The sequence below is a fragment of the Anaerocolumna sp. MB42-C2 genome, from assembly GCF_030913705.1.
Classification (GTDB): Bacteria; Bacillota; Clostridia; order Lachnospirales; family Lachnospiraceae; genus Anaerocolumna.
The window spans coordinates 2,598,100-2,618,406 of record NZ_CP133190.1; the positions used below are offsets into that span (position 1 = coordinate 2,598,100).

The 20,307-nt window shown below is 37.2% G+C and carries 18 protein-coding genes; 8 read left to right on the top strand and 10 right to left on the bottom strand.

The features are described 5' to 3' along the window. Positions 1–201 precede the first annotated feature (201 nt). The 3 genes from RBU59_RS11375 to RBU59_RS11385 all read right to left on the bottom strand — a co-directional run bounded on the left by RBU59_RS11375 (position 202) and on the right by RBU59_RS11385 (position 2,356). A complete protein-coding gene (locus RBU59_RS11375) occupies positions 202–666 on the bottom strand; it encodes a cupin domain-containing protein (RefSeq protein ID WP_308147984.1) in 465 nt (154 codons plus the stop codon). 335 nt (positions 667–1,001) lie between these two features. Further along, positions 1,002–1,331 (bottom strand): hypothetical protein, encoded by a 330-nt coding sequence (locus RBU59_RS11380; RefSeq protein WP_308147985.1) that lies wholly within the window; start codon positions 1,329–1,331, stop codon positions 1,002–1,004. 203 nt (positions 1,332–1,534) lie between these two features. Next, entirely contained in the window at positions 1,535–2,356 is an 822-nt protein-coding gene (locus tag RBU59_RS11385; protein ID WP_308147986.1) for an AraC family transcriptional regulator, read from the bottom strand. 153 nt (positions 2,357–2,509) lie between these two features. Between RBU59_RS11385 and RBU59_RS11390 the strand changes: the two genes are divergently transcribed. The 4 genes from RBU59_RS11390 to RBU59_RS11405 all read left to right on the top strand — a co-directional run bounded on the left by RBU59_RS11390 (position 2,510) and on the right by RBU59_RS11405 (position 7,887). Further along, positions 2,510–3,385, top strand: a complete 876-nt coding sequence (locus tag RBU59_RS11390) for a sugar phosphate isomerase/epimerase family protein (RefSeq protein WP_308147987.1) — start codon at positions 2,510–2,512, stop codon at positions 3,383–3,385. 13 nt (positions 3,386–3,398) lie between these two features. Further along, positions 3,399–4,457: a Gfo/Idh/MocA family protein gene (locus tag RBU59_RS11395; RefSeq protein ID WP_308147988.1), complete on the top strand. Its 1,059-nt coding sequence runs from the start codon at positions 3,399–3,401 to the stop codon at positions 4,455–4,457. Positions 4,458–4,594: 137 nt separating this feature from the next. Continuing rightward, positions 4,595–5,449, top strand: a complete 855-nt coding sequence (locus RBU59_RS11400; RefSeq protein WP_308147989.1) for a sugar phosphate isomerase/epimerase family protein — start codon at positions 4,595–4,597, stop codon at positions 5,447–5,449. A gap of 323 nt (positions 5,450–5,772) precedes the next feature. Next, a complete protein-coding gene (locus RBU59_RS11405; protein WP_308147990.1) occupies positions 5,773–7,887 on the top strand; it encodes an Ig-like domain-containing protein in 2,115 nt (704 codons plus the stop codon). 112 nt (positions 7,888–7,999) lie between these two features. Here RBU59_RS11405 and RBU59_RS11410 read toward each other — a convergent pair whose 3' ends face one another. After that, a complete protein-coding gene (locus RBU59_RS11410; protein WP_308147991.1) occupies positions 8,000–9,523 on the bottom strand; it encodes a glycoside hydrolase family 31 protein in 1,524 nt (507 codons plus the stop codon). Between the two features lie 174 nt (positions 9,524–9,697). On the opposite strand from RBU59_RS11410, the gene RBU59_RS11415 reads away from it, so the two are divergent. After that, complete coding sequence (locus tag RBU59_RS11415) at positions 9,698–10,591, top strand: AraC family transcriptional regulator (protein WP_308147992.1); 894 nt, start codon at positions 9,698–9,700, stop codon at positions 10,589–10,591. A gap of 236 nt (positions 10,592–10,827) precedes the next feature. After that, positions 10,828–10,968, top strand: a complete 141-nt coding sequence (locus tag RBU59_RS11420; protein ID WP_308147993.1) for a hypothetical protein — start codon at positions 10,828–10,830, stop codon at positions 10,966–10,968. Between the two features lie 302 nt (positions 10,969–11,270). Here the strand turns inward: RBU59_RS11420 and ltrA are convergent, their stop codons facing one another. The 6 genes from ltrA to RBU59_RS11450 form a co-directional block, all read right to left on the bottom strand. Beyond that, positions 11,271–12,575: a group II intron reverse transcriptase/maturase gene (ltrA, locus tag RBU59_RS11425; RefSeq protein ID WP_308144086.1), complete on the bottom strand. Its 1,305-nt coding sequence runs from the start codon at positions 12,573–12,575 to the stop codon at positions 11,271–11,273. A 592-nt stretch (positions 12,576–13,167) separates the two neighbouring features. After that, positions 13,168–14,808 (bottom strand): flotillin family protein, encoded by a 1,641-nt coding sequence (locus tag RBU59_RS11430; RefSeq protein WP_308147994.1) that lies wholly within the window; start codon positions 14,806–14,808, stop codon positions 13,168–13,170. Positions 14,809–14,857: 49 nt separating this feature from the next. Next, entirely contained in the window at positions 14,858–15,490 is a 633-nt protein-coding gene (locus tag RBU59_RS11435; RefSeq protein ID WP_308147995.1) for a hypothetical protein, read from the bottom strand. A 447-nt stretch (positions 15,491–15,937) separates the two neighbouring features. After that, a complete protein-coding gene (locus tag RBU59_RS11440) occupies positions 15,938–16,627 on the bottom strand; it encodes a hypothetical protein (protein ID WP_308147996.1) in 690 nt (229 codons plus the stop codon). A gap of 251 nt (positions 16,628–16,878) precedes the next feature. Then, complete coding sequence (locus RBU59_RS11445; protein ID WP_308147997.1) at positions 16,879–17,511, bottom strand: methyl-accepting chemotaxis protein; 633 nt, start codon at positions 17,509–17,511, stop codon at positions 16,879–16,881. Between the two features lie 39 nt (positions 17,512–17,550). Continuing rightward, entirely contained in the window at positions 17,551–18,933 is a 1,383-nt protein-coding gene (locus tag RBU59_RS11450; RefSeq protein WP_308147998.1) for a methyl-accepting chemotaxis protein, read from the bottom strand. A 450-nt stretch (positions 18,934–19,383) separates the two neighbouring features. Here RBU59_RS11450 and RBU59_RS11455 point away from each other — a divergent pair, with 450 nt between their 5' ends. Then, positions 19,384–19,659, top strand: a complete 276-nt coding sequence (locus tag RBU59_RS11455) for an autorepressor SdpR family transcription factor (protein WP_308147999.1) — start codon at positions 19,384–19,386, stop codon at positions 19,657–19,659. After that, a complete protein-coding gene (locus RBU59_RS11460) occupies positions 19,649–20,281 on the top strand; it encodes an SdpI family protein (RefSeq protein ID WP_308148000.1) in 633 nt (210 codons plus the stop codon). The genes RBU59_RS11455 and RBU59_RS11460 overlap by 11 nt, the downstream gene beginning before the upstream one ends. Positions 20,282–20,307: the final 26 nt, after the last annotated feature.

Sequence of the window (20,307 nt, forward strand, 5' to 3'; positions counted from 1 at the left end):
ATATTTATATTCTACGCTTGTCTATAATGATTGTCAACCATTTTTTTATAAAATGTCAACATGATAACACTTTCGCGCCCTCGCGAATTGGGTAACAATATACTTTTGCTCTGCGCGGTACGCTTTTTTATTTCATCGGGAAGTTCGGAGAACTTTCCGATGAAATAAGAAAGGGATACCAGTAGTATCCCGTCATTACTATTATTCATTAGGATCTGAAGACCAATTTTTAACCGTATCATCCAGATCAAATACTAACTTTTTATTTCTTAAAAAGACTTTATTCTCATCCGGATATACCGCTATATCTTCTTTATCACGATTTCCCATATCAAGTATTTGTAATATTTCAGAACCATTATTTATAAACTGATGAGCGATATCCTTGCCGGCAGGTTTAGAGATAACATCCCCTGCCACAACGGATATCTCTTCTCCGTTTATTCTCAATATACCTTTTCCGCTCATTATAAGGAAGAATTCTTCCTGCCTTGTGTGGGAATGGTATTTTGTACTTTTAGCACCCGGTTTTACATAATCAATATTGACATAAATTTTTTCGCACCCCAGAACATCACCTATTAACAACGTTTTCAACTGTGTCTGAAAATCAGGATCGTCTATATAGTCTCTGGGTATTTTATTAATATTTGAAATTTTATACATCGCTTTCCTCCTAATTTATATTAACATGAGCACGAAATCCACCATTAATCTAAAAAGGTAAAACCCTGTATCATAATCGGCAGATAAAAAAAACTAATAATATTATACCCTATTACATTCGAATCGTAAAGAATAAGAAAGGGGCTGGTTTGCCAGACTCTAGGTTTTTGCACACAAAACGAGGAGGCAGCGTTCCTACGCTGTAATTCTCCGGTTTTATGTGACAATACACTCACATAAAACACGTCGCGTTTGTTACCTGTGAACAGTAACAGGTTTTTTATATAAGGAAGTTCGGAGAACTAGTCTATGTAATAAAAAAAGGCCTCCGCCTTTTAACAGGCCAGAGAACTTAAGTTAATCCTGGGTTTTACCATTAATTCAATATAAGTCAGTGCATCTTTGCAGGCCTTAGTTGCTTCTTCCAGATATTCCTCATCCTGCCGTATCTTTTTTTGGAGCCTGAAAATCATTTCTTTTTCTATCTCATAGATACTCTTTGTCACGGAATAACTTCTTGTATCTTCTTTATATTCCTGTCTTATGGAATAAATCATTGCGGAACACTCATAGATTACTTTCTCATTCACACTTTTTTTAGTCTTTCGCCCATAAATTCTAAGGCTTTCTTTCGCCAGATCGTAAATCACTTCTTCTCGATGCATTTAATCCTCTTTTCCTTAAAATGACCAGGTAATTGCCAGACTTCAATATGGCTGTCTGCTCACAATTATCTGATTTTATTCTTATAAACCTAAACTTAACTTGTTGATTATTACAATTACAGAATACCACAACCGGGTATAATTCGTATATAGTTTTTGTAAAAATTGTGTAATTTATTCAATTTCCGATCATAATGGCTGTATTACCGCTTTTTAGATGAAGACGGCAGGTAGCCCATATGCTTTTTATAAGTCTTTGAAAAATAAGATAAATTATCAAACCCACAGGCAAATGCTGCTTCTTCCACACTGTATTTACCGCTTAACAGAAGTCTTTTTGCATTGGTACATCTTAAAATATTAATAAAACAAACCGTTGTATAGCCGGTAATTTCTTTAAAAATACGACAAAAATAATATTTGCTTACTCCTGCTTCATAGGCAATTTCAGAAATGGAGATATTTTTATCATAATTACTTTGTATAAATCTGATTGCTTTTTTAATCATCTCTATTTTATTTGTCTCCGGTTTATTAGACAAGGGCGATTCCGACAGGGTGTAATCCCGGTATAAAGTAATAATCAAATCCATGATTACTGATTTAATTTTCGCTTTATAGAGAGCTTTCTGTGAAAGAAATTCTTCTTTTATCAGGTTTAATTTATCCCGTATCTCCCTGTCTTTTAACAGCCTTTGAAATATGATTTCTTCTGTATCTATTCCAATTTCCTCACAGAATTTCCGGTCAATAATCAAGCAATAATATTTAGACTCCTCTTCTATTGTTTGTATGTAGTGAACATTGTTTGAATTAATGACAGCAATCTCATCCTTATTTGCAGTAATACTGCTGGCATCTGATGAAACAGTTATTGTTCCTTTTATAACGTAAAGAATCTCAATATTTTCATGCCAATGAGGCAAAAAATTGGATCGGCTTTTTATCATTGTATCCAAATGGAATATAATCGGAAAGGACGGATCTTTATGAGTATGCGGTTCATAGAAATTACTTGAATTCATCTTTCGCTCCCCTTTATAACAGTTTATATTATTTCCTATCACCAAGAGCAATATAGTGTTAATTTATAGCAACTTCATTTCTTTACTTCGACGTAGCTCAATTATACAATAAGCTTAATAAACAAACAACTTTTATTTGAAAGGATGGTTTTTATGTACGATTTTCCTATTGGTGTCATGCTGGATTCCTTTAAGCTGGATACAAAAACTGCAATAGAAAAAGCTGCAAATCTTGGAGCAAGGGGACTTCAGATGTATGCGACCTCCGGTGAGTACTCTCCCGAATATTTAACCCCTGTCAAAAGGAAAGAGCTTCTTAACATGGTAAAATCAAGCGGCTTGGTTTTTTCAGCATTATGCGGTGACCTTGGGCAAGGTTTTGGCAATAAAGAGAAAAATCCTGAGCTCATTGAAAAATCAAAACGTATTATGGAACTTGCGAAAGATCTGGAAACCGACATTATTACTACGCATATTGGTGTTGTTCCTAAGGATAAGTACCATGAAAGATACAAAATTATGCAGGAAGCCTGCTATACCTTAAGCCGTTTCGCCGACTCCATAGACGGACATTTTGCTATTGAAACCGGTCCGGAGATTGCAGTTACCCTGAAAGAATTTCTGGATGCACTCCATTCAAAGGGTGTCGCAGTGAATCTTGACCCTGCCAATTTTGTTATGGTAACAGGTGATGACCCTGTTAAAGCTGTTTATACATTAAAAGATTATATCGTACATACCCATGCAAAAGACGGCAGGCGTTTGCTGGTAAAAGATCCGGAAGTTATTTACGGTATCACGGAAGAAGAAATAACTGCCTCCCATGATAGTTTTACATCCGGAGAGAGTAATCTGCCCTTTATAGAACTTCCTCTTGGCGAGGGCGATGTAAACTTTACAGAATATATAAAAGCACTTGATGATATTGGTTATAAGGGGTTCTTAACCATCGAACGTGAAGTCGGGGAAAATCCGGAAGAGGATATTAAAAATGCAGTTATTTTTCTTAATAAGATGAAAGGTTTATAGGAGGAATTAAATCATGGAAAAAATCAAAATTGGTATTATCGGAACAGGCTCAATCTCGGTAGAACATATAGAATCTTATCTAAAAAATGATCATGTTGAATTATATGCTTTCTGCGACCTGAATGAAGAACGCTTGAAATATATGGCTGAAAAATATAATGTAAAACATACTTTCACCGATATGGATGAAATGCTGAAACTTAAGGAAATCGATGCTGTCAGCGTATGCACCTGGAATTCTGCCCATGCTCCCTGTGCCATTGCTGCCTTAAACGCAGGCAAACATGTGTTGTGTGAAAAACCAATGTCCGTATCAGAAGAAGATGCAAAAGCTATGAAAGCCGCGGCAGATAAAAACGGTAAATTACTGATGATTGGATTTGTAAGACGATATGGAAATGACTGCAAAATACTAAAAGATTTTATTAATTCCGACTATTTCGGTGATATCTATTATGCAAAAGCAACTTACCTCAGACGGAAAGGAAATCCCGGCGGATGGTTCGGTGATAAATCCCGTTCCGGCGGCGGCCCTTTAATCGATTTGGGTGTTCATGTAATTGATCTTGTGCGATTCCTGATGGGCAATCCAAAACCTGTATCCGTATATGGTACAACCTTTAAAAAGCTGGGGAACAGAGACAATATTAAAGGTAAAAAATCCTATCGTTCTTCCAGTGCCACGGATCATGATATCTGCGATGTAGAAGATTTAGCCTCCGCTATGATACGGTTTGACAACGGCGCGGTACTTTCCATAGAAGCAAGCTTTAGCCTTAACCTAAAGAAAGATGAAGGAAAAATTGAACTATTCGGTACAAAGGGCGGTGCCAAATTAGATCCGGAGCTGGAATTATACAGCGAGATCAATGATTACTTAACCGATGTAAAATTGGATGCAGAGACCTCCTTAAGTTTTGACGGTCTTTTCGCCAAGGAAATCAATCATTTCGTTTCCTGTATCACAGAGGGAACTCCCTGCATTTCTCCTGCCCAGGACGGTATTGAGATTATGGCTATTTTAGATGCCATATATAAATCAGCAGCAACAGGACATGAGGTTATATTATAGGAACAAGACCCGTGTTCCTATAATCGGATGCACGGCGCAAAAACAGCGCCTTTTAGCAGAAGTTTAAAAACAACTTAAGCTAAGTTATATTATAGGAACAAAACACGGCGCAAAACAGCAAGAGAGGTTACTTAAATATGAAAATATCCGTTAGTTCGTACAGCTTTAATAAATTGTTATCTTCAGGTGAAATGACACAGCTTGACTGTATCAGTAAGGCTAAGGAAATTGGCTTTGATGCCATTGAATTTGTAGATATTCTTGCACCGGACGGTGTATCAAAAGAAGAGTATGCAAAAGTTTTATCCAAGGAATGTAAACGCTTGGAATTACCTATATCCAGTTTTACCTTTGGCGCTGATTTTTTAACTGGCAGCGGCGGTAATACTGAGCTCGAAATAGAGCGTGTGAAAAAGATGGTGGATATTGCGGAAATCCTGGGTGCAAAATTAATTCGACATGATGCTACAAGGGGGGATGGCAAGTCATTTGATGCCATATTACCAATCATTGCAGATGCCTGCAGAGAGGTGACAGTCTACGCTGCTGCCAAAGGCATTAAAACTACGGTTGAAAACCACGGTTATTTCTGTCAGGATAGTGACAGAGTAGAAAAATTATATAATGCGGTAGGTCATGAGAATTTTGGATTACTGGCAGATATGGGTAATTTTTTATGTGCAGATGAGCAACCGGAGAAAGCTTATGGCAAAATAGCCCCTTATACCTTTTATGCTCACGCCAAAGATTTTCATGTAAAATCAGCCATGCTTCCGGATCCGGGAGAAGGATTTTTCAGGTCAAGAAGCGGTAATTATCTCAGAGGTGCGATCATCGGTCATGGTGATGTCCCAGTCCTTCATTGTATCCGCGCTTTAAAAAATGTTGAATTTGATGGTTATATCGCTATCGAATTTGAGGGTATGGAAGAGACCATAAGCGGTATTACTATTGGATTTAATAATTTGAAACGATATATAAAGGAAGCATAATAATATTATTGAAGACTCCGGCAAAGGATAAACTTGCCGGAGTTTTTTTTATGCAATAGGAAATTGCGTCCTATTGCATAAAAAAGCCCGACCGGCAGGATGCACATGACGCGCTTAAGGAAGATGTCACTGTCGTGACAGCGCGTCAGCGCCAGAGCCTGGCTTGTTAATAGATGTTGGCAATTTATTGCATATGTTTGGCAAATATTGTATAATTAAATGTAAATATTATTAGATCAATCCATATGTTGTACTTATGGAGGTCATAATAGTTTTGAGGGAACATATACCAAAAGAAATAGAATATTTAAGTGGGGGTTTCTATGATTAATTTCAGAAAAATAATAGCGGTTTTATCATTTACTTTAGCATTAACTCTGGTTATATCAGTTGAATTTTCTTCAACGCTGACTGCAAGTGCAAGTACTGAAGAAATATTAAGACTTTATGTTGGTCAAAGTTTGGATTTAGATATTAACAATTATTCAACCGATAAAAATATATCCAAAGGCCGCTGGCACTCAAGCGATACCTCAGTGGCAGACACAGATATGCACGGCTATGTTACAGCAGCAGGTGAGGGTACAACCGATCTTATATTTGATTATAAAAAAGGCCGCAAAACAATCCAGGTTTACAGCATAAAGCTTGCTGTGACACATGGACCATTAACAGTCACAACAGTTCCTGAATCAGTCGATTATAACATAAACGACACTACTTCTCATATCGTCTTTATCATGAATTATAACATGGTTAAATCAAAAGTTGCAGAATTTTATAAATACCTGGGCGATTCTGCAGGGCATTCCACAGTGGACTGTATCTACTCCTATAGTATATCAACCGTTTTGAACGATCAGGCAGCTATATCTATAATTGCTGATGTAGATAAAGTTATTCTGGTTGGGTTGCAGCCTACAACTGTTAATTTTGAGAGATTAGAAGCATATAAAAAAGCCGGTGCAAATATTGCTTTAGCATACTATCAAGCCTCCGATGAGAGTGTATTTAAACATTCTGTATTAAAAAGTGATTTGGAATCTGCAGGATTAAACATGATATCAGCACGTCAGGTCTGGACCAATATGTACTACGCTGATATTGCAGATGAAAAACAGCTCAATTTTACTAATCCTGACTCCACCCCTACTCCTCTGGCGGGTTTCGGTCTGGCTGTCTTTTTACAGTATAATCTTAATAATAATAGTTGTAATGAAACTTCCTATTCCGATTTATTAAATAAAATGACAGCAGATGCTCTTAGGGGAATTGACGAAACTTTTTATAACAAAACCAAAAATCTTATAACTGCAGGGCGGACATTTCCGCTTAATGAAAAAGATCCGGTTTTAAAATTAAATGAAATGAAAGAACCTGATATGCTTAATCAGTACAAGCAAAAGCACTATAATGTTTATGATACTTTTTACAATGGCAATACCGCCCAGGGAATATTCTCCATGGAGCAAATGGCGGATAAAACTCCGGTCTGCTATAATACAATCCACTATGATCCGGATTCTTTTAAAAATGAGAAATTATATGCATGGATTGGTGGTAAATGGAAAACCCAGAAATCTACCCCAGAGGATGAATACTCCTTAAGGGTACTCACCTGGTCGGAGGGGAAATGGATTACAAACTCTTACCGCTATACAGATAGCGGTACAAAAGCTAACCCATTAAAAAAACATGACACCGAAGAAATTAAAAGAGATTCTAATGGAAACTGGTATATATCTGTTCAATACGAGGATAAGTTTTATATTTATCAATTGGATAAATCGCTGAAAATAAAACAAAAGGTTTGTATTTCCGATCTTACAGACAGCCAATGTGCCGGATTCTATTTATTATCAGACGGTAAGGTGTTGCTTAAAACGTATGATTCCGCCGATACCTCTTCTCAAAAGGTTTGGGGGGATTGGTACACACCAAACAATCTGCGGTTATATAACAACCTGCAGCTCCTTGATCTGGCCTCCGGTAAAATTATCAGAGAATATGATACTGGTTATTATCCTTCTTCCGGAGATGTAAAAGTTAACGGTAAGCTTATATACATGCAGGATTACTCTGAAGATAATATTATCGTAATTGATTCTGACGCAGGTAAAGTCATTAATATAATACATCTTCCAGATTACGGCTACCTCATTAAGCTGCATGATTACTCCGAGGAATTAGGCTCCCAATATAACTATGATTACGCAGTTTCAGGAAAATATATGTATATCCTGAAGAAAACAGGTATCTATCGAATCAATATGGAAAACGGGCACTTGAGAACACTTATGGATGGCAGCAATAAACCCTTTTATGTTCAGGACATGAGATTCCTGGATTTTGAGGTCAAAAATTCCAAAACCTTTTATATTCTGGCAGTATACTTTGATGCAGAATGTGCCGCCGATTTTTATACCTATACTAAATAAAATAATGTAACAAAGGAGCTTAAAAGCAGAAAAAAGGTTCAAAGTTTTCATACTTTGAACCCTTTTTTAAAACCTCCATTCATCATTAAGACAGATACTCTTCTATCAATACCTATTGTTTTTCATACCATGGCAGTCTTTCTAACGGTGCTTCTACCAATAATGTACATGGCCCGTTAACTATACTGTTATCATCTCCAACCCAGACTCCCTCGGGGAAAACTACATTCTTCGTAACAGCACCTTTAATAATTACCGGTGCAACTAAGATGTTATCCCCTAACATGAATTGATCATTTATTTTCTCGTAACCCTTGTGGGGAAAAACATACTCCATAGGTCTGATGATAGGTTCACCGCTTACGGAAGCTTCTTTTGCTAATTCCAGGATTTTTCCCCCGAACTTTTGATGCAGTTTTGCCATTTCAACACATATCGCAAGATGAATTTCATCCAGTACTCTCCAAGGCGCTATGGAGAACTGCATCATAGGAAATAATGCGGCGCACTCTGCATTCCGGACGATCAGTTTCTGATCAATATTCTCTATATCAAGGAAATCTTTATATTCACCTCCGCCAATCATATCCGGACAAGTAAAGGCATAACCCAGAAGACCTTGCGCAAGGCCATTGGAAATAAGGCTGCCAAGACCGCCCTTAACCTCCCAGCTGTGATTTTTATCACTAAGCCGCTGTGCTAATGGTTTTCCTCCCATCTTCCAGCAGGCACGGTATTCATTTAAGGAATATGTCAAACCGATTTGAGCCCATTTTTCAGAATATTTAAGTCCATCTGTTACTTTACTGCAAATAAAATCATCTCTAAATTGATCTAAATCACCTGCATCAAACTTAAATCCATCAACACCCTGCTTTTGCATAAGAACATTCAGCTGCTCCTTAAACCAATTAACTGCCTCCTCATTGGTTATATCTAACATTGTGCTGTAACCATTCCACCATTTTGCAATTGCAGGATCTCCATCCATATTTTTCACCAGATAACCATGATTATGAGCTATTCTGGAAGTGAGGCTGTCCGCACTAATGAAATTGCACACCCAAAGCATTACTTTAAATCCCATTTTATGCAGTTTATCGATCATAACATCCGGTTCCGGGAAACGGCCCGGATGGAACCTCCACACACCATAATCCTCCTGCCAATTATCATCAATAATAAGTACCCCCGGTGCCATACTGTTATCTATAATCGACTTGGCATAAGCTAATACTTTCTCCTGGGTCGGTTCATACATCATCTCTATCCAGGTATTATACTGTGGAGCGGTAAAGAGCAACGAATCAGTAATTCTTCCATCGGATGGAAAATAACTTCTTGATGCATGTAGAAAAGCTCCTCTTAAATCTCCATAACCTTCGCTGAATATGATCTCATCACCGGAATCCAAAGTTATTTTGTTATCATGAAAAGAATAAGAAAAAGGGGTTTCGCTCCAGATGTAACGGCCTTTATTAGATAATAACAGAGGTGAACTCTGATTATATAACTGCTCCTTATTCAAATCTCTCATAAAATTTATTTCTTTATAGGGCATATAAATCCCGTCCTGCACGATTCCACCCCACCAGTATTCTCCCTCTAACAGTTCTTTCTCCATATTGCTTTTCATTAATCCCACCCTTTCATACGTATTGTGCCAAATACTGCGCCAGGAAAAGCAGTTAATTATAATATTATTTTTTTCTCCGGCTATAGTAATCCTTGTGATTATAACATATAATCATATTAGCATTTAATAAAGTCTTAGACAACAGTAATATAATGCTTCAAGGAGGGTAAAATATTGCTTCAAAAAAACAACGATTCCAAACATAAATCCTTTGGTTATCGCTTCATAAAAGCACCTCAATCACCCCCCGCACAAATATACTCTTTAGGCTGGCAGATACAGACCTCTTCCGATTATGATTTTGATGGGATGAGCCGGCCTGGTGAAAATGGTAACTGTATCTTTCAATATACCTTGTCCGGTTATGGAATATTAGAATTGAACAGTCAAAAACATATCCTTGAAGAGGGTTATGCATTTATTACTGCGATTCCCGGTGAACACCGTTATTATCTTCCGAAAAGCAGTGATAAATGGGAGTTTATATTTATTACACTAACAGGGGATTATGCCTTTTTAGAATGGGATAAAATTCAGGAACAGTTTGGTGCGGTTATACACTTTAAGGGGCAGGAAGAGATTATTAAGTATTTATGGGAAATCTATTGGTCTGCTGCCGGCGGTAAAATAACGGATGGCTATCAAACCTCTTATATCGCCTATGAATTTGTCATGAAACTCTATAGAAGCCTGAATTCTCAATACAATAACTTAAGTCTTGGGAATAGTAACATAGATAAATCCATTCAATATATGAAAGATAATTTTCACAGGATTCACTCCCTGGATGAAATTTCAAGCTTCATTAATATGTCAAAATATCATTTTAACCACACCTTTACCAGGATTATGGGGATATCTCCCTGGAACTACATGACTAAACTGAGAATTGAATATGCCGCAGAATTGTTACTGTCTACAAACCTTACCGCCCATGCCATCGCCAATATGGCTGGTTATGAAAGTTCCAATTATTTCAGTAAAGTATTCAGAAAATATATCGGCACCTCACCGGGTAGATTCCGGATCTTGTACCATGATATAAAAGACTTTAAAATCAACCTGTAAACAGTCTTCTCTTTCTGAAGTCTGTTGCTCTAAACCCGGCTGCGGATTCATTTATAATATTTAGTTCTCTTATGTACCTAATATCCTCTATGTCATTGCTAATTTAGGTATCTTTTACCCGGAAGAACCAAGATCCCGGAACACTTTAATGACTTTACAATTAATTACAGTACAAAAGTATACCCTAAAAATATTGGTAAATACTATCCTATATATTCTAAGAAAGAGGTAAAGTCATGAGTAATAAAGTAAGCAATAAAAAAAGTGCAGGTAAAGGCAACGGTAATTCCGTAATCAATAATACCGAAAAAGCACGAAATACTGTCAGTGGTGATTCTTCATCCAAAAATAGAGAGGGTGGAAATACACAACGATAATCCTATTACAAGTATTAAAAAAACGCTTAGGGACCTTGTTGGAGGATTCCCTCTGTTTCGTATAACCCCTCTTGGTAAAGAACTTTTTAATCTTCATGAGGTAATGCATAGGGAAAATGACATAAGAGTTAATAATTTTCTAATAAAATATGAAACCCGGGATTTACAGTTTCTTATTCAAATGCTAATGGATTTTATTGATGAAGCAGATTCAAAAAAAGAAATAGGGTAGAGAAATAATGGTTAACATTATTTCCCTCCCGTTGAACCGTACATACGGGTCACGTATACGGCTCTACAACTTATATTCCAACTTTTCTTAGATAATAATTTAAAGGATTGAGCAAACCTGCATTGTCCTTTATTTTGTTTTCAAGCAAATCTGGGCTGATAATAAAATTCACTACGTTCATTCCACTTCTTCTGTACCAACCCAGTCTTGAATTTGCAACTTTATAGATTGCCTCATGGTCGAATCCATTCTTATTTTTTCGATTTAGATAACATAAATTTCTGTATATCGTCTTAGGCATTTTCCATTGTTTTATAACAATTACTCTTATTTTATGCCTAAGCCATGTTCCAAACTCTTCCATGAACTGTTTCATCATTCCGATTCTGAAATAGTTAATCCATCCTCTTACTATTTCATTCACTCTCTTTGTTGTTTCCGCAAGCGGTCGTGAAATCGCTTTGTTTCTTTTGAGGTATTCACTCATTTTCTGTTTCAGTTTCTTTTTCTTCTCTGTGGTTGGTTTCACTTTCCATTCGCCACCATGTTTCAGAAATGTAAATCCTAGATATTTACTCCTTGTCGGTCTGACTACCTTAGTCTTTGTTGCATTCACCTTTAGGAACAGCTTTCTTTCAATCCACTCTGTTATGGACTTCATCACTCTGTTTGCCGCCAATTCACTTCTCGTGAATATCAATGCATCGTCGGCATATCTCGTGAAACGCAGACCTCTTTGTTCCAGCTCTTTATCTAGCTTATCAAGGTAGACGTTCGACAACACAACCGACAACGGTCCGCCTTGTGGAACACCGGTGATTGTTGCTTTTTCCAGTCCTTTTTCCATTACTCCTGCTCTTAAATATTTGCGAATCAGATTTAATGTTGTACTGTCATTTACTTGTTCTCTAAGAATCTGAATTAATTTGTCATGATTCACCGTATCAAAGAATTGTTCTATATCAACATCAATGACCCATTCATATCCCTCATTAAGATAATCCAATGCTTGCTTTATAGCGTTATGGCAACTTCTTCCAGGTCTGAACCCATAACTGAATTCACTAAATATTTCTTCATAAATATCAGATATCGATTGTGCAATGGCTTGTTGTATCACTCTGTCCAAAACCGTTGGTATTCCCAGTGGTCTTTTCTTCCCATTATCCTTTGGAATGTATGCTCTACGCACTGGCTTGGGCATATAGGTTCTGTTTCGAATTGACTGTACGATTGTGTCTTTATTTTCTCTGATGTATGCACCAAGTTCATCTACAGTCATTCCATCTACTCCACTTGCACCTTTATTCGCCACCACCTTTTTATAGGCTCTGTTTAGGTTTTCTTTCGATGTAATCATATCTATTAATTCCACTGTTGTTACTCCTCTGCTTATTACTAAATTTATACACATCACCCCTCTGGATATAGATAATTGTCATTGGTTACGTTCCTACTTTCTTTATCCATCCGATTTCTGGCTTGCGTATTATTCTCTTAATAACGATTTGTACTATAAATCGTTTCAGTCCTTCGGTTATTACACCTACTATAACTTCATCTGACTCCCTCCCTAAACCTTTTTCGACCACATCTATGATATGTGGGTAGGGTCTCCCAAGGTAAGACACTAATCTTTCGTTCCACAACCTCTTGATTTACAACTTCGGTTTACGTTTACCATTTGGGCTTTGGTTTGTCTAGCAACCTTACCCACCTAATCGCCTTATCAAGTTTCTGTACGTAGGCTCAAGAACTTTGCTACACCACTTCCTTCATCCATACCATTACTGATACCAACTTGTGGTTCGCTACACTTGGCGGTAAATACCCGCGACTGGACTTGCACCAGTTAGATTAGTGCCATGCTTGGCACACTAGAATACAGGGCTGCCAACTCACGTTAAAAACCGCTCATTAACAGCCCTGTTCTGACTATGTTAAAACAATCTAAATAGGATTATGTTCTACTTACCTGCTTTACTATTATTACCTATGCTATTATTAAGAACTTCATCTACACCGGTGACATTGACATTCTTAGTGGTTTTCGCTTCAAGGCTGTCAGCCATAACAATGTTTTTCATATCAATACCGACTGAACTTTGTACCGTATCAAATACTTTTGCCAATACGGTGGGGACATTGTCCGATACATTATCAATACCTCCGCCATAGATTTTAATATCTGAGATCTGGCTAAGAGGTTCCGCAATTGCTTTCGCAATATCAGGCAATTTTTCTATTAATTTATCCGCCATAGCCGCACCGGTATACTTCTTATATGCTTCTGCTTTTTTCTCCATCGCTTCTGCTTCTGCAAGACCTTTTGCTTTGATTGCTTCCGCTTCCGCAAGACCTACGGCCGCTATTGCTTTTGCTCTGGATTCACCGCTAACAGTCTCTGCATTTGCTTCCGCTTCCGCCTTTAACTTGATTGCTTCAGCTTCGGCTTTTGCTTCTGCCTTTTTTGCTTCTGCTTCCGCATTCGCTTCCGCTTTTCTCGCTTCGGCTCTCGCTTCCGCTTCGGCAATCCTGGTATATTTTACTGCATCTGCCTGTGCCTGTTTTTGCTGTCTGTCGGCATTGGCAGGTTCAACAATCTTAACTTTTAACTCTTCACGTGTCTTCTCTGCACGGCGTTGTTCCAGTTCTGTCTGTTTTTGTTCTCTTGCAATCTCAACTTGTAATTGTGCTTCCTGTAATTCTTTTTGTTTTAATTCTTTTAAAATATCCGCTTCCATCTGAGCCGCGATTACTTCTTTGTTCGTAATACTTTTCTGAATTTCATAGGCGGCATCCGCCTTAGCCTTTGCAGATTCCTGTTCACTTCTGTACTGTGCTTCCTGAACTTCCTTTTCTTTTAAAGCAGCACTTACTTGTGTCTGGGCTTCCAAACGGGCTTTTTCTCCCTCTTTTGTAGCTTCTGATTTCTTAATGGACTCTTCTTTCAGTGCCATTGCCTGAGCAATCTCCGCATCTTTTTTCTTTTCGGCGATTTGCTTCGCACCAAGAGCTCTTATGTATCCATTCGTATCATTTACATCCTTAATGGAGAAATCTTTCAGTTCAAGTCCCATCTCACCAATCTTAGTCCCGACAACTTCCTGTACTTTAGCCGAAAAAGCTTCCCGATCGTTATAGATCTGTTCAACCGTCATGGAGGCTACAATCTCCCGGAGTTTACCCTCAAGTATAAGAGTAACCTGTTCTGATATGGAATTTTGAATCTGACTTTCATTAGTTCCTGTAAATTGCTCTATGGCAGCATAAATGCTTTCATGAGTATTTCTTACTTTTATTACGGCAGTGCCGGCTACATCAATTGGTACTCCCTGTGAGGACATCGTCTGGGATGTATTTACATTTAATTGTATGTTGCCCAGGGAAATTGTATCGGTCCTTTCCAAAACCGGAAGAACCAAACCGCCTCCGCCTGTAATGATTCTCTTCTTCATACCGGTAACTACCATTGCCTTATCCTGAGGGACCTTCTTCCACATGCGGAATATACTTGACAGTATGGCCAATCCCGCCACGACAGCTACAACTGTAATAATGATCGGAACAAGATTAGATGCCCCTAAGTACTCTGTTAAAAAAACCATTGTATTACCTCCATTTAATATTATTATATAATAATGCTCAAAGCATTTATTACTCGTACTTATTTTTCGCTTCAACGATTACAACGCCATTTTTTAACTCAATTGTCTTAACAACCTTTCCTGTTTCCAGTCTGACACTTCCATCATTACACCTGGCCGGGTAACTTACCATTACATTTTGTAATGTAGTAAAGCTTACCGTTCCTAATTGACCCGGCAGTATCGTATCCACTACCTTTCCGTCATATAAAAGTAATTCATTTTCGTCGATTCCGTAACTATGCGTTTGAACTTTCTTTAATGTCTTTATCAATGTTTGTATTATGACAGACGCTATGTATCCGGTAATGATTGCTGTGGCAAAAGTAATTCCTTTTCCTTTCCCGCCGTATGTCATTATTCCGCCTACGGCACCAAATGTAATTGCAAGTGCTGACAGTGACATTAATGAGGAAGGAAACAAACCAATTGAGAACACTGTATTCGTATTTATCCCTATGTCCGTATGCGTGTCAAGATCTACATGCGTATCTAGATCTACATGAGTATCTAGATCTACATGGGTATCTAGATTACCCATATCAACATCCGAATCAAGCCCATCACTCAGGCTTCCTAAAATAAAACTGATAATTGGAAGTACTGCGCCTCCGGCAAGGAAACATAAATATATCGTCATCATAAAAAACACCCCTTATTCTATTTTCCTATACGTTTAATTAAGTGGAAATAAAGAAACCGCTCTGGAATATGTTAACGAATTATCACAATCCGTGTTTCTTTCATTATACCATTATTCCCCAATATATTCAAAAGGTATTTAATCTCAGTCCTTCCGTATTATGCCGTAAGAAAATAAAATGTCTTAACCTTTGTATTTAAAGTACTATAATATTGTTATACAGGATATTATTTAAATCTAACTTTAAATTCTATTAAAATCAAATTAAAAATCACCTTTACAATTAATTTCAAGATCCTTATCTTGTTTATTCTGTAAAAGTGATTTAAATAAGTTGTAAGAATTTAATTCATTGCACTTACCTTAGTATTAAATTGAGGTATCATATTTTCTTTTTTAAACGAACCCTCCTCAAACCGCAACAATTCTGTGTTCATTTTTATATCCTTACTTTTCTTTTAGATAATTACAGATAGCGGAAATTGTCAGGTCTTTTTCCTCTATATTATTTGTTATATCATCAATCAAATCATTTGCCAGATTAAATTCTTTTTTATCAGCTAAAAATATTCTGGCTCTGGGCCGCGGAACCATACCTTGAGGACCGGCACCTGTGATATAATTAATTATAACGATTACATCCTTGATATTATCCTTATTCACATCACAAAAACCCACTGCTGCCACACTATCATAAAGACCCACATAATTTTCTGTACTGTTATTTTCACAATAATATGGGAAAGAATATATCACACTATTATTTTTCATTAAAAAAAATGAAACATCCTCAAAATCATTACTATTATCCGGTTCATAGGAAATAAACCTCACGTTACCCCAGTCATTCAGCTTTACATCAAATGATTGATCTTGTATGATTCGATTTTCTACAAGAGTAACGTCCGAGGCAGGCGAACCAAGGTCATCAGTTGAAGAATCCTCTGTCTTCTCATTTTTATTTTCAATCGAAGATTCTTTTCCCTCGTCAGTGGATACTCTCTCAGTCTTATCTTCTTTCGTATACCTCTCTTGCGGATTGGTATTCTGATTATCTTCATTCACCTTTGCCGAGCACGCACATAACCCTATAACTGAATATAATAGCATTAACACAAGAAATAACTTTTTTTTCATATCGATCCCCTTTCAAATCCTGATTTCACAAAATACACTATTCCATTACCATGAAAATTATAGCACTTATGCCTTACTTGAACAATCCATTATTGCAGTTTCATCTTTTATGCTGCACAACGCTTAAAAAATGGCCCCCGTTTAAAAGGAGCCATTTAGTTATATTTTAATTAACACTGCAATGTATGTATCAACAATCGTCATTTTGTGAATATGCTTTAGATGGCGTACTTACGATTATACTGTATTAATTACTCTAATTTAAATTTATTTACTATATGATCCAATTCCCCTAACATTTCCTTTTCATTCACCACTGCTTTTCTGATATTATCCAAAACAACAGAAGCTTCCTGCATACTTTTTAAGATATCATAACTTCCTGCTGTTGTCTTCTCTGTATCTGCCGCAATACCCTGTATTGCTGCTGCAACTTCGCTTATTATACGCTCAATATTATTGGTCATATCAGAGATTTTTGTTGCTGTTGTCTGTATATCATTTGCATCCAGTTCATATTGGTTACCCATCTCCACAAAAACTTTATAATCAGGCGTTACAATCTCCCGGATAAAAGTTAACATCTGCCTTGCATTTTCAAGGAGGTTATGAAAGGCTAGCTGAACTTTATCCGTAGTTTGAGTAATTTCATTTACGGTTTTAGTTGTCTGGTCTGCCAGCTTACCAATCTCTTTCGCCACTACTGCAAATCCTTTGCCCTGTTCTCCGGCTCTGGCAGCTTCGATGGAAGCATTTAATGACAGCAGGTTAACCTGTTCGGCTATTTTGGAAATAGCTGCTGCCATGATTCCTATTGATTCAACTATTTTAGCATCTTCCATACTTTTATCTAATTGTTTCTCATTCTTTTCAGATAGCTCCATAACCTGATCAAAGGAAGTACTGCTTCTTTTCTGAACTTCTTAGGCCCTGCCTTTAATTGCATAAGCCTTATTATGGCTGATGACCGTCTCCTGGGACAGGATATTGATAAATGCATTCACCTCTTCTACTGAGGCATTCACTTCTTCTGTTGCGGCACTGGAACTTATGATATCTTCGTTAATATTTTGTATCGCTGAATCAATCTGATTAAAATTATTTGACAATTTTTTCATAATCTCATCCAGTTGGATGCTGGTTTTACGGATATCCTGGGAATTGTCTTTCATAGTCTGTATCACTGCTTTATTATTCTGAAGCATCTGATTCAGTGCTTGTCCCATCTGTCCGAACTCATCTTTTGTCTTTATATTAACTCCCTGAACTGAAAAATCACCGTCAGCCAGGCTAAGTGCAAACCGGTTAACTACTTTAATATTTTTTATTACTCCTCGAACCAGCAAAATAATTACTGCAAATAATAACAACAGACCTGCCGTACAGATCGTAATCAACTTAAATAATAAAGTATCTAATGGTTGATTCATCTCCGACTCAGGCATCTGGATCATAATCCTCCACCCCAGATTCCCGACCCTACTGTAATATGTTTTATAAACGATACCTTTCATATCAAACTCACCGGTTCCGTTGTCTTTTTGCAGCATAACCTGCCCCATGGATGCGAGGGATTTATTCTCTTCTTCTTTAATATTGGCAGTCATAATTTTAGACGGATCTTCATTTGATATATAGAGTCCGTCATCTGTAAGTAAGGTAATCTTACCTTTTTTCCCAATGGTAACCTTATTTATCATATCCTGTATGGAGGATATCTCCATATCAATGGTGATAACTCCAAGGAATTTCTCACTTCTGTCATACATGGGTACTGCACAGGTAGCCATAGTTGTATCCAGGGTGGAATCATAATAAAGCTCCGAAAATACAGGTTCTTTAGAATCTATGGCATTTTTATACCAATCATAACTTAAATAATCATATTCTTCGTTACTGTAATCATAAGTGACCACCGGAGCATCTTTATCCTTATATGCATAGGGTCCAACATACTTTTCCTGCTTATCATAAACATAGGGTTCAAACCAGATACCACCGCCAAAAGCCAGATTGCTTTCAAATATGACTTTACCCAGCATATCCTCGTATTGGGTTAGTTTCGTTGTCGTATAATTGGATTCAACATTTCTGGCTATCTGAGACGCAATGGTAGAAATCTTTTCTGTCTTTAACAGAATATTATTGATCTGCGCCTCCAGCTCGGCATTCATATTTTGCTGTATCTGATTATCGATAATAGCTTTACTGCTGGTATAACTGACAATAGATAATAAAATCATTGAAAGCAGACTTACGGTTAATAAAGTAACTAGCATTTTCGTTCCAATTGTTCTGAATTTCATAATCGTCATCTTCCTTTCCACACTGCGGTAAACTATTATTATTTGCTCCTTTACGACATTGCTGAAAATATTAGCAGTATTATACTTTACTTTTCTACGCTTTACAATAGCAATCCTGTTAAATCCATGTTAAAATCAGAATATATGTTACTGTTCACTCCCCTGCAAAAAGCAGCAGTTCCGTGAACAATAACACGCTTCGCGATGCACACAAAACGCGAAAACAGCGTTTTGGCGCTGCAATTCTCCGGTTTTCTGTGACAATACACTCACAAAAAACACGTCGCGTTTATTAACCTGTGAACAGTAACGAATATATTCAGTATAGATATCAAACTAAAAAATCTCTGATAAAAATCAGCAAATAATGATATCATAGTTGACTTATTGAATAATCGGATATATAATCTATTTAGACATAATTCTAAATAGAATGAAGGAGGCAGTTCTTTGGGGTTTGCGGAAACTTTTAAAGCTTTGTCAGACCCGGTGCGGCGGGAGATATTAGTTATGCTTCGCAACGGTAAATTATCCGCGGGCGATATTGGCAAAGAGTTTGCTATGACCGGCGCTACAATTTCATATCATTTGTCACAGTTGAAAAAAGCGGGGCTGGTAACTGAAAGCAAGTATAAGAACTATATTTATTATGAATTAAATACTTCGGTCTTTGAAGAAGTTATGCTGTGGTTTTCACAGTTTGGAGGAAATGAGGATGAAAAATAAAACAACTATTTTGTCGACTATTCTATGTCTCCTGCCGATGGTTCTCTCGGCTGCCGTATATGAAAAACTTCCCCAACAGGTGGCAGTACATTTTGATATCTCCGGGAATCCCGATAACTATGTTCCGAAGGTGATCGCAGCATTCGGTATCCCACTTCTGTTAGCCATAATCAATTTATATACAAATTTTCGTGTGAGCAAAGATCCAAAGGTTGAAAATGCATCTTCCTCACTTCGGGCGATCACAAGATGGCTTGTTTCGCTTCTATCTGTAATAATGGTTCCGGTCACATTATTTGGAGCTATGGAGAGAAAAATACCAATCATCATGCTCACGACGGCAATTACCGGTGTTGTAATCGTAATCTGCGGAAATTATCTACCCAAATGCAAGCAGAACTACACTATAGGCATTAAACTTCCATGGACATTGGATAATGATGATAATTGGAACCGGACCCATCGTTTTTCCGGTTTTGTCTGGGTGACCGGTGGTTTTATTATCATTATCAATGCGTTTATTCAGATACCGAATTTACTGACTGCTGTAGTTATAGGTCTGGTATTGCTGCCGTTTTTATATTCGTATTTATTTTATAAAAGCCAAAAGACACAGGGTTGATAGGCAACTATCTTTCCCTGTGTCTT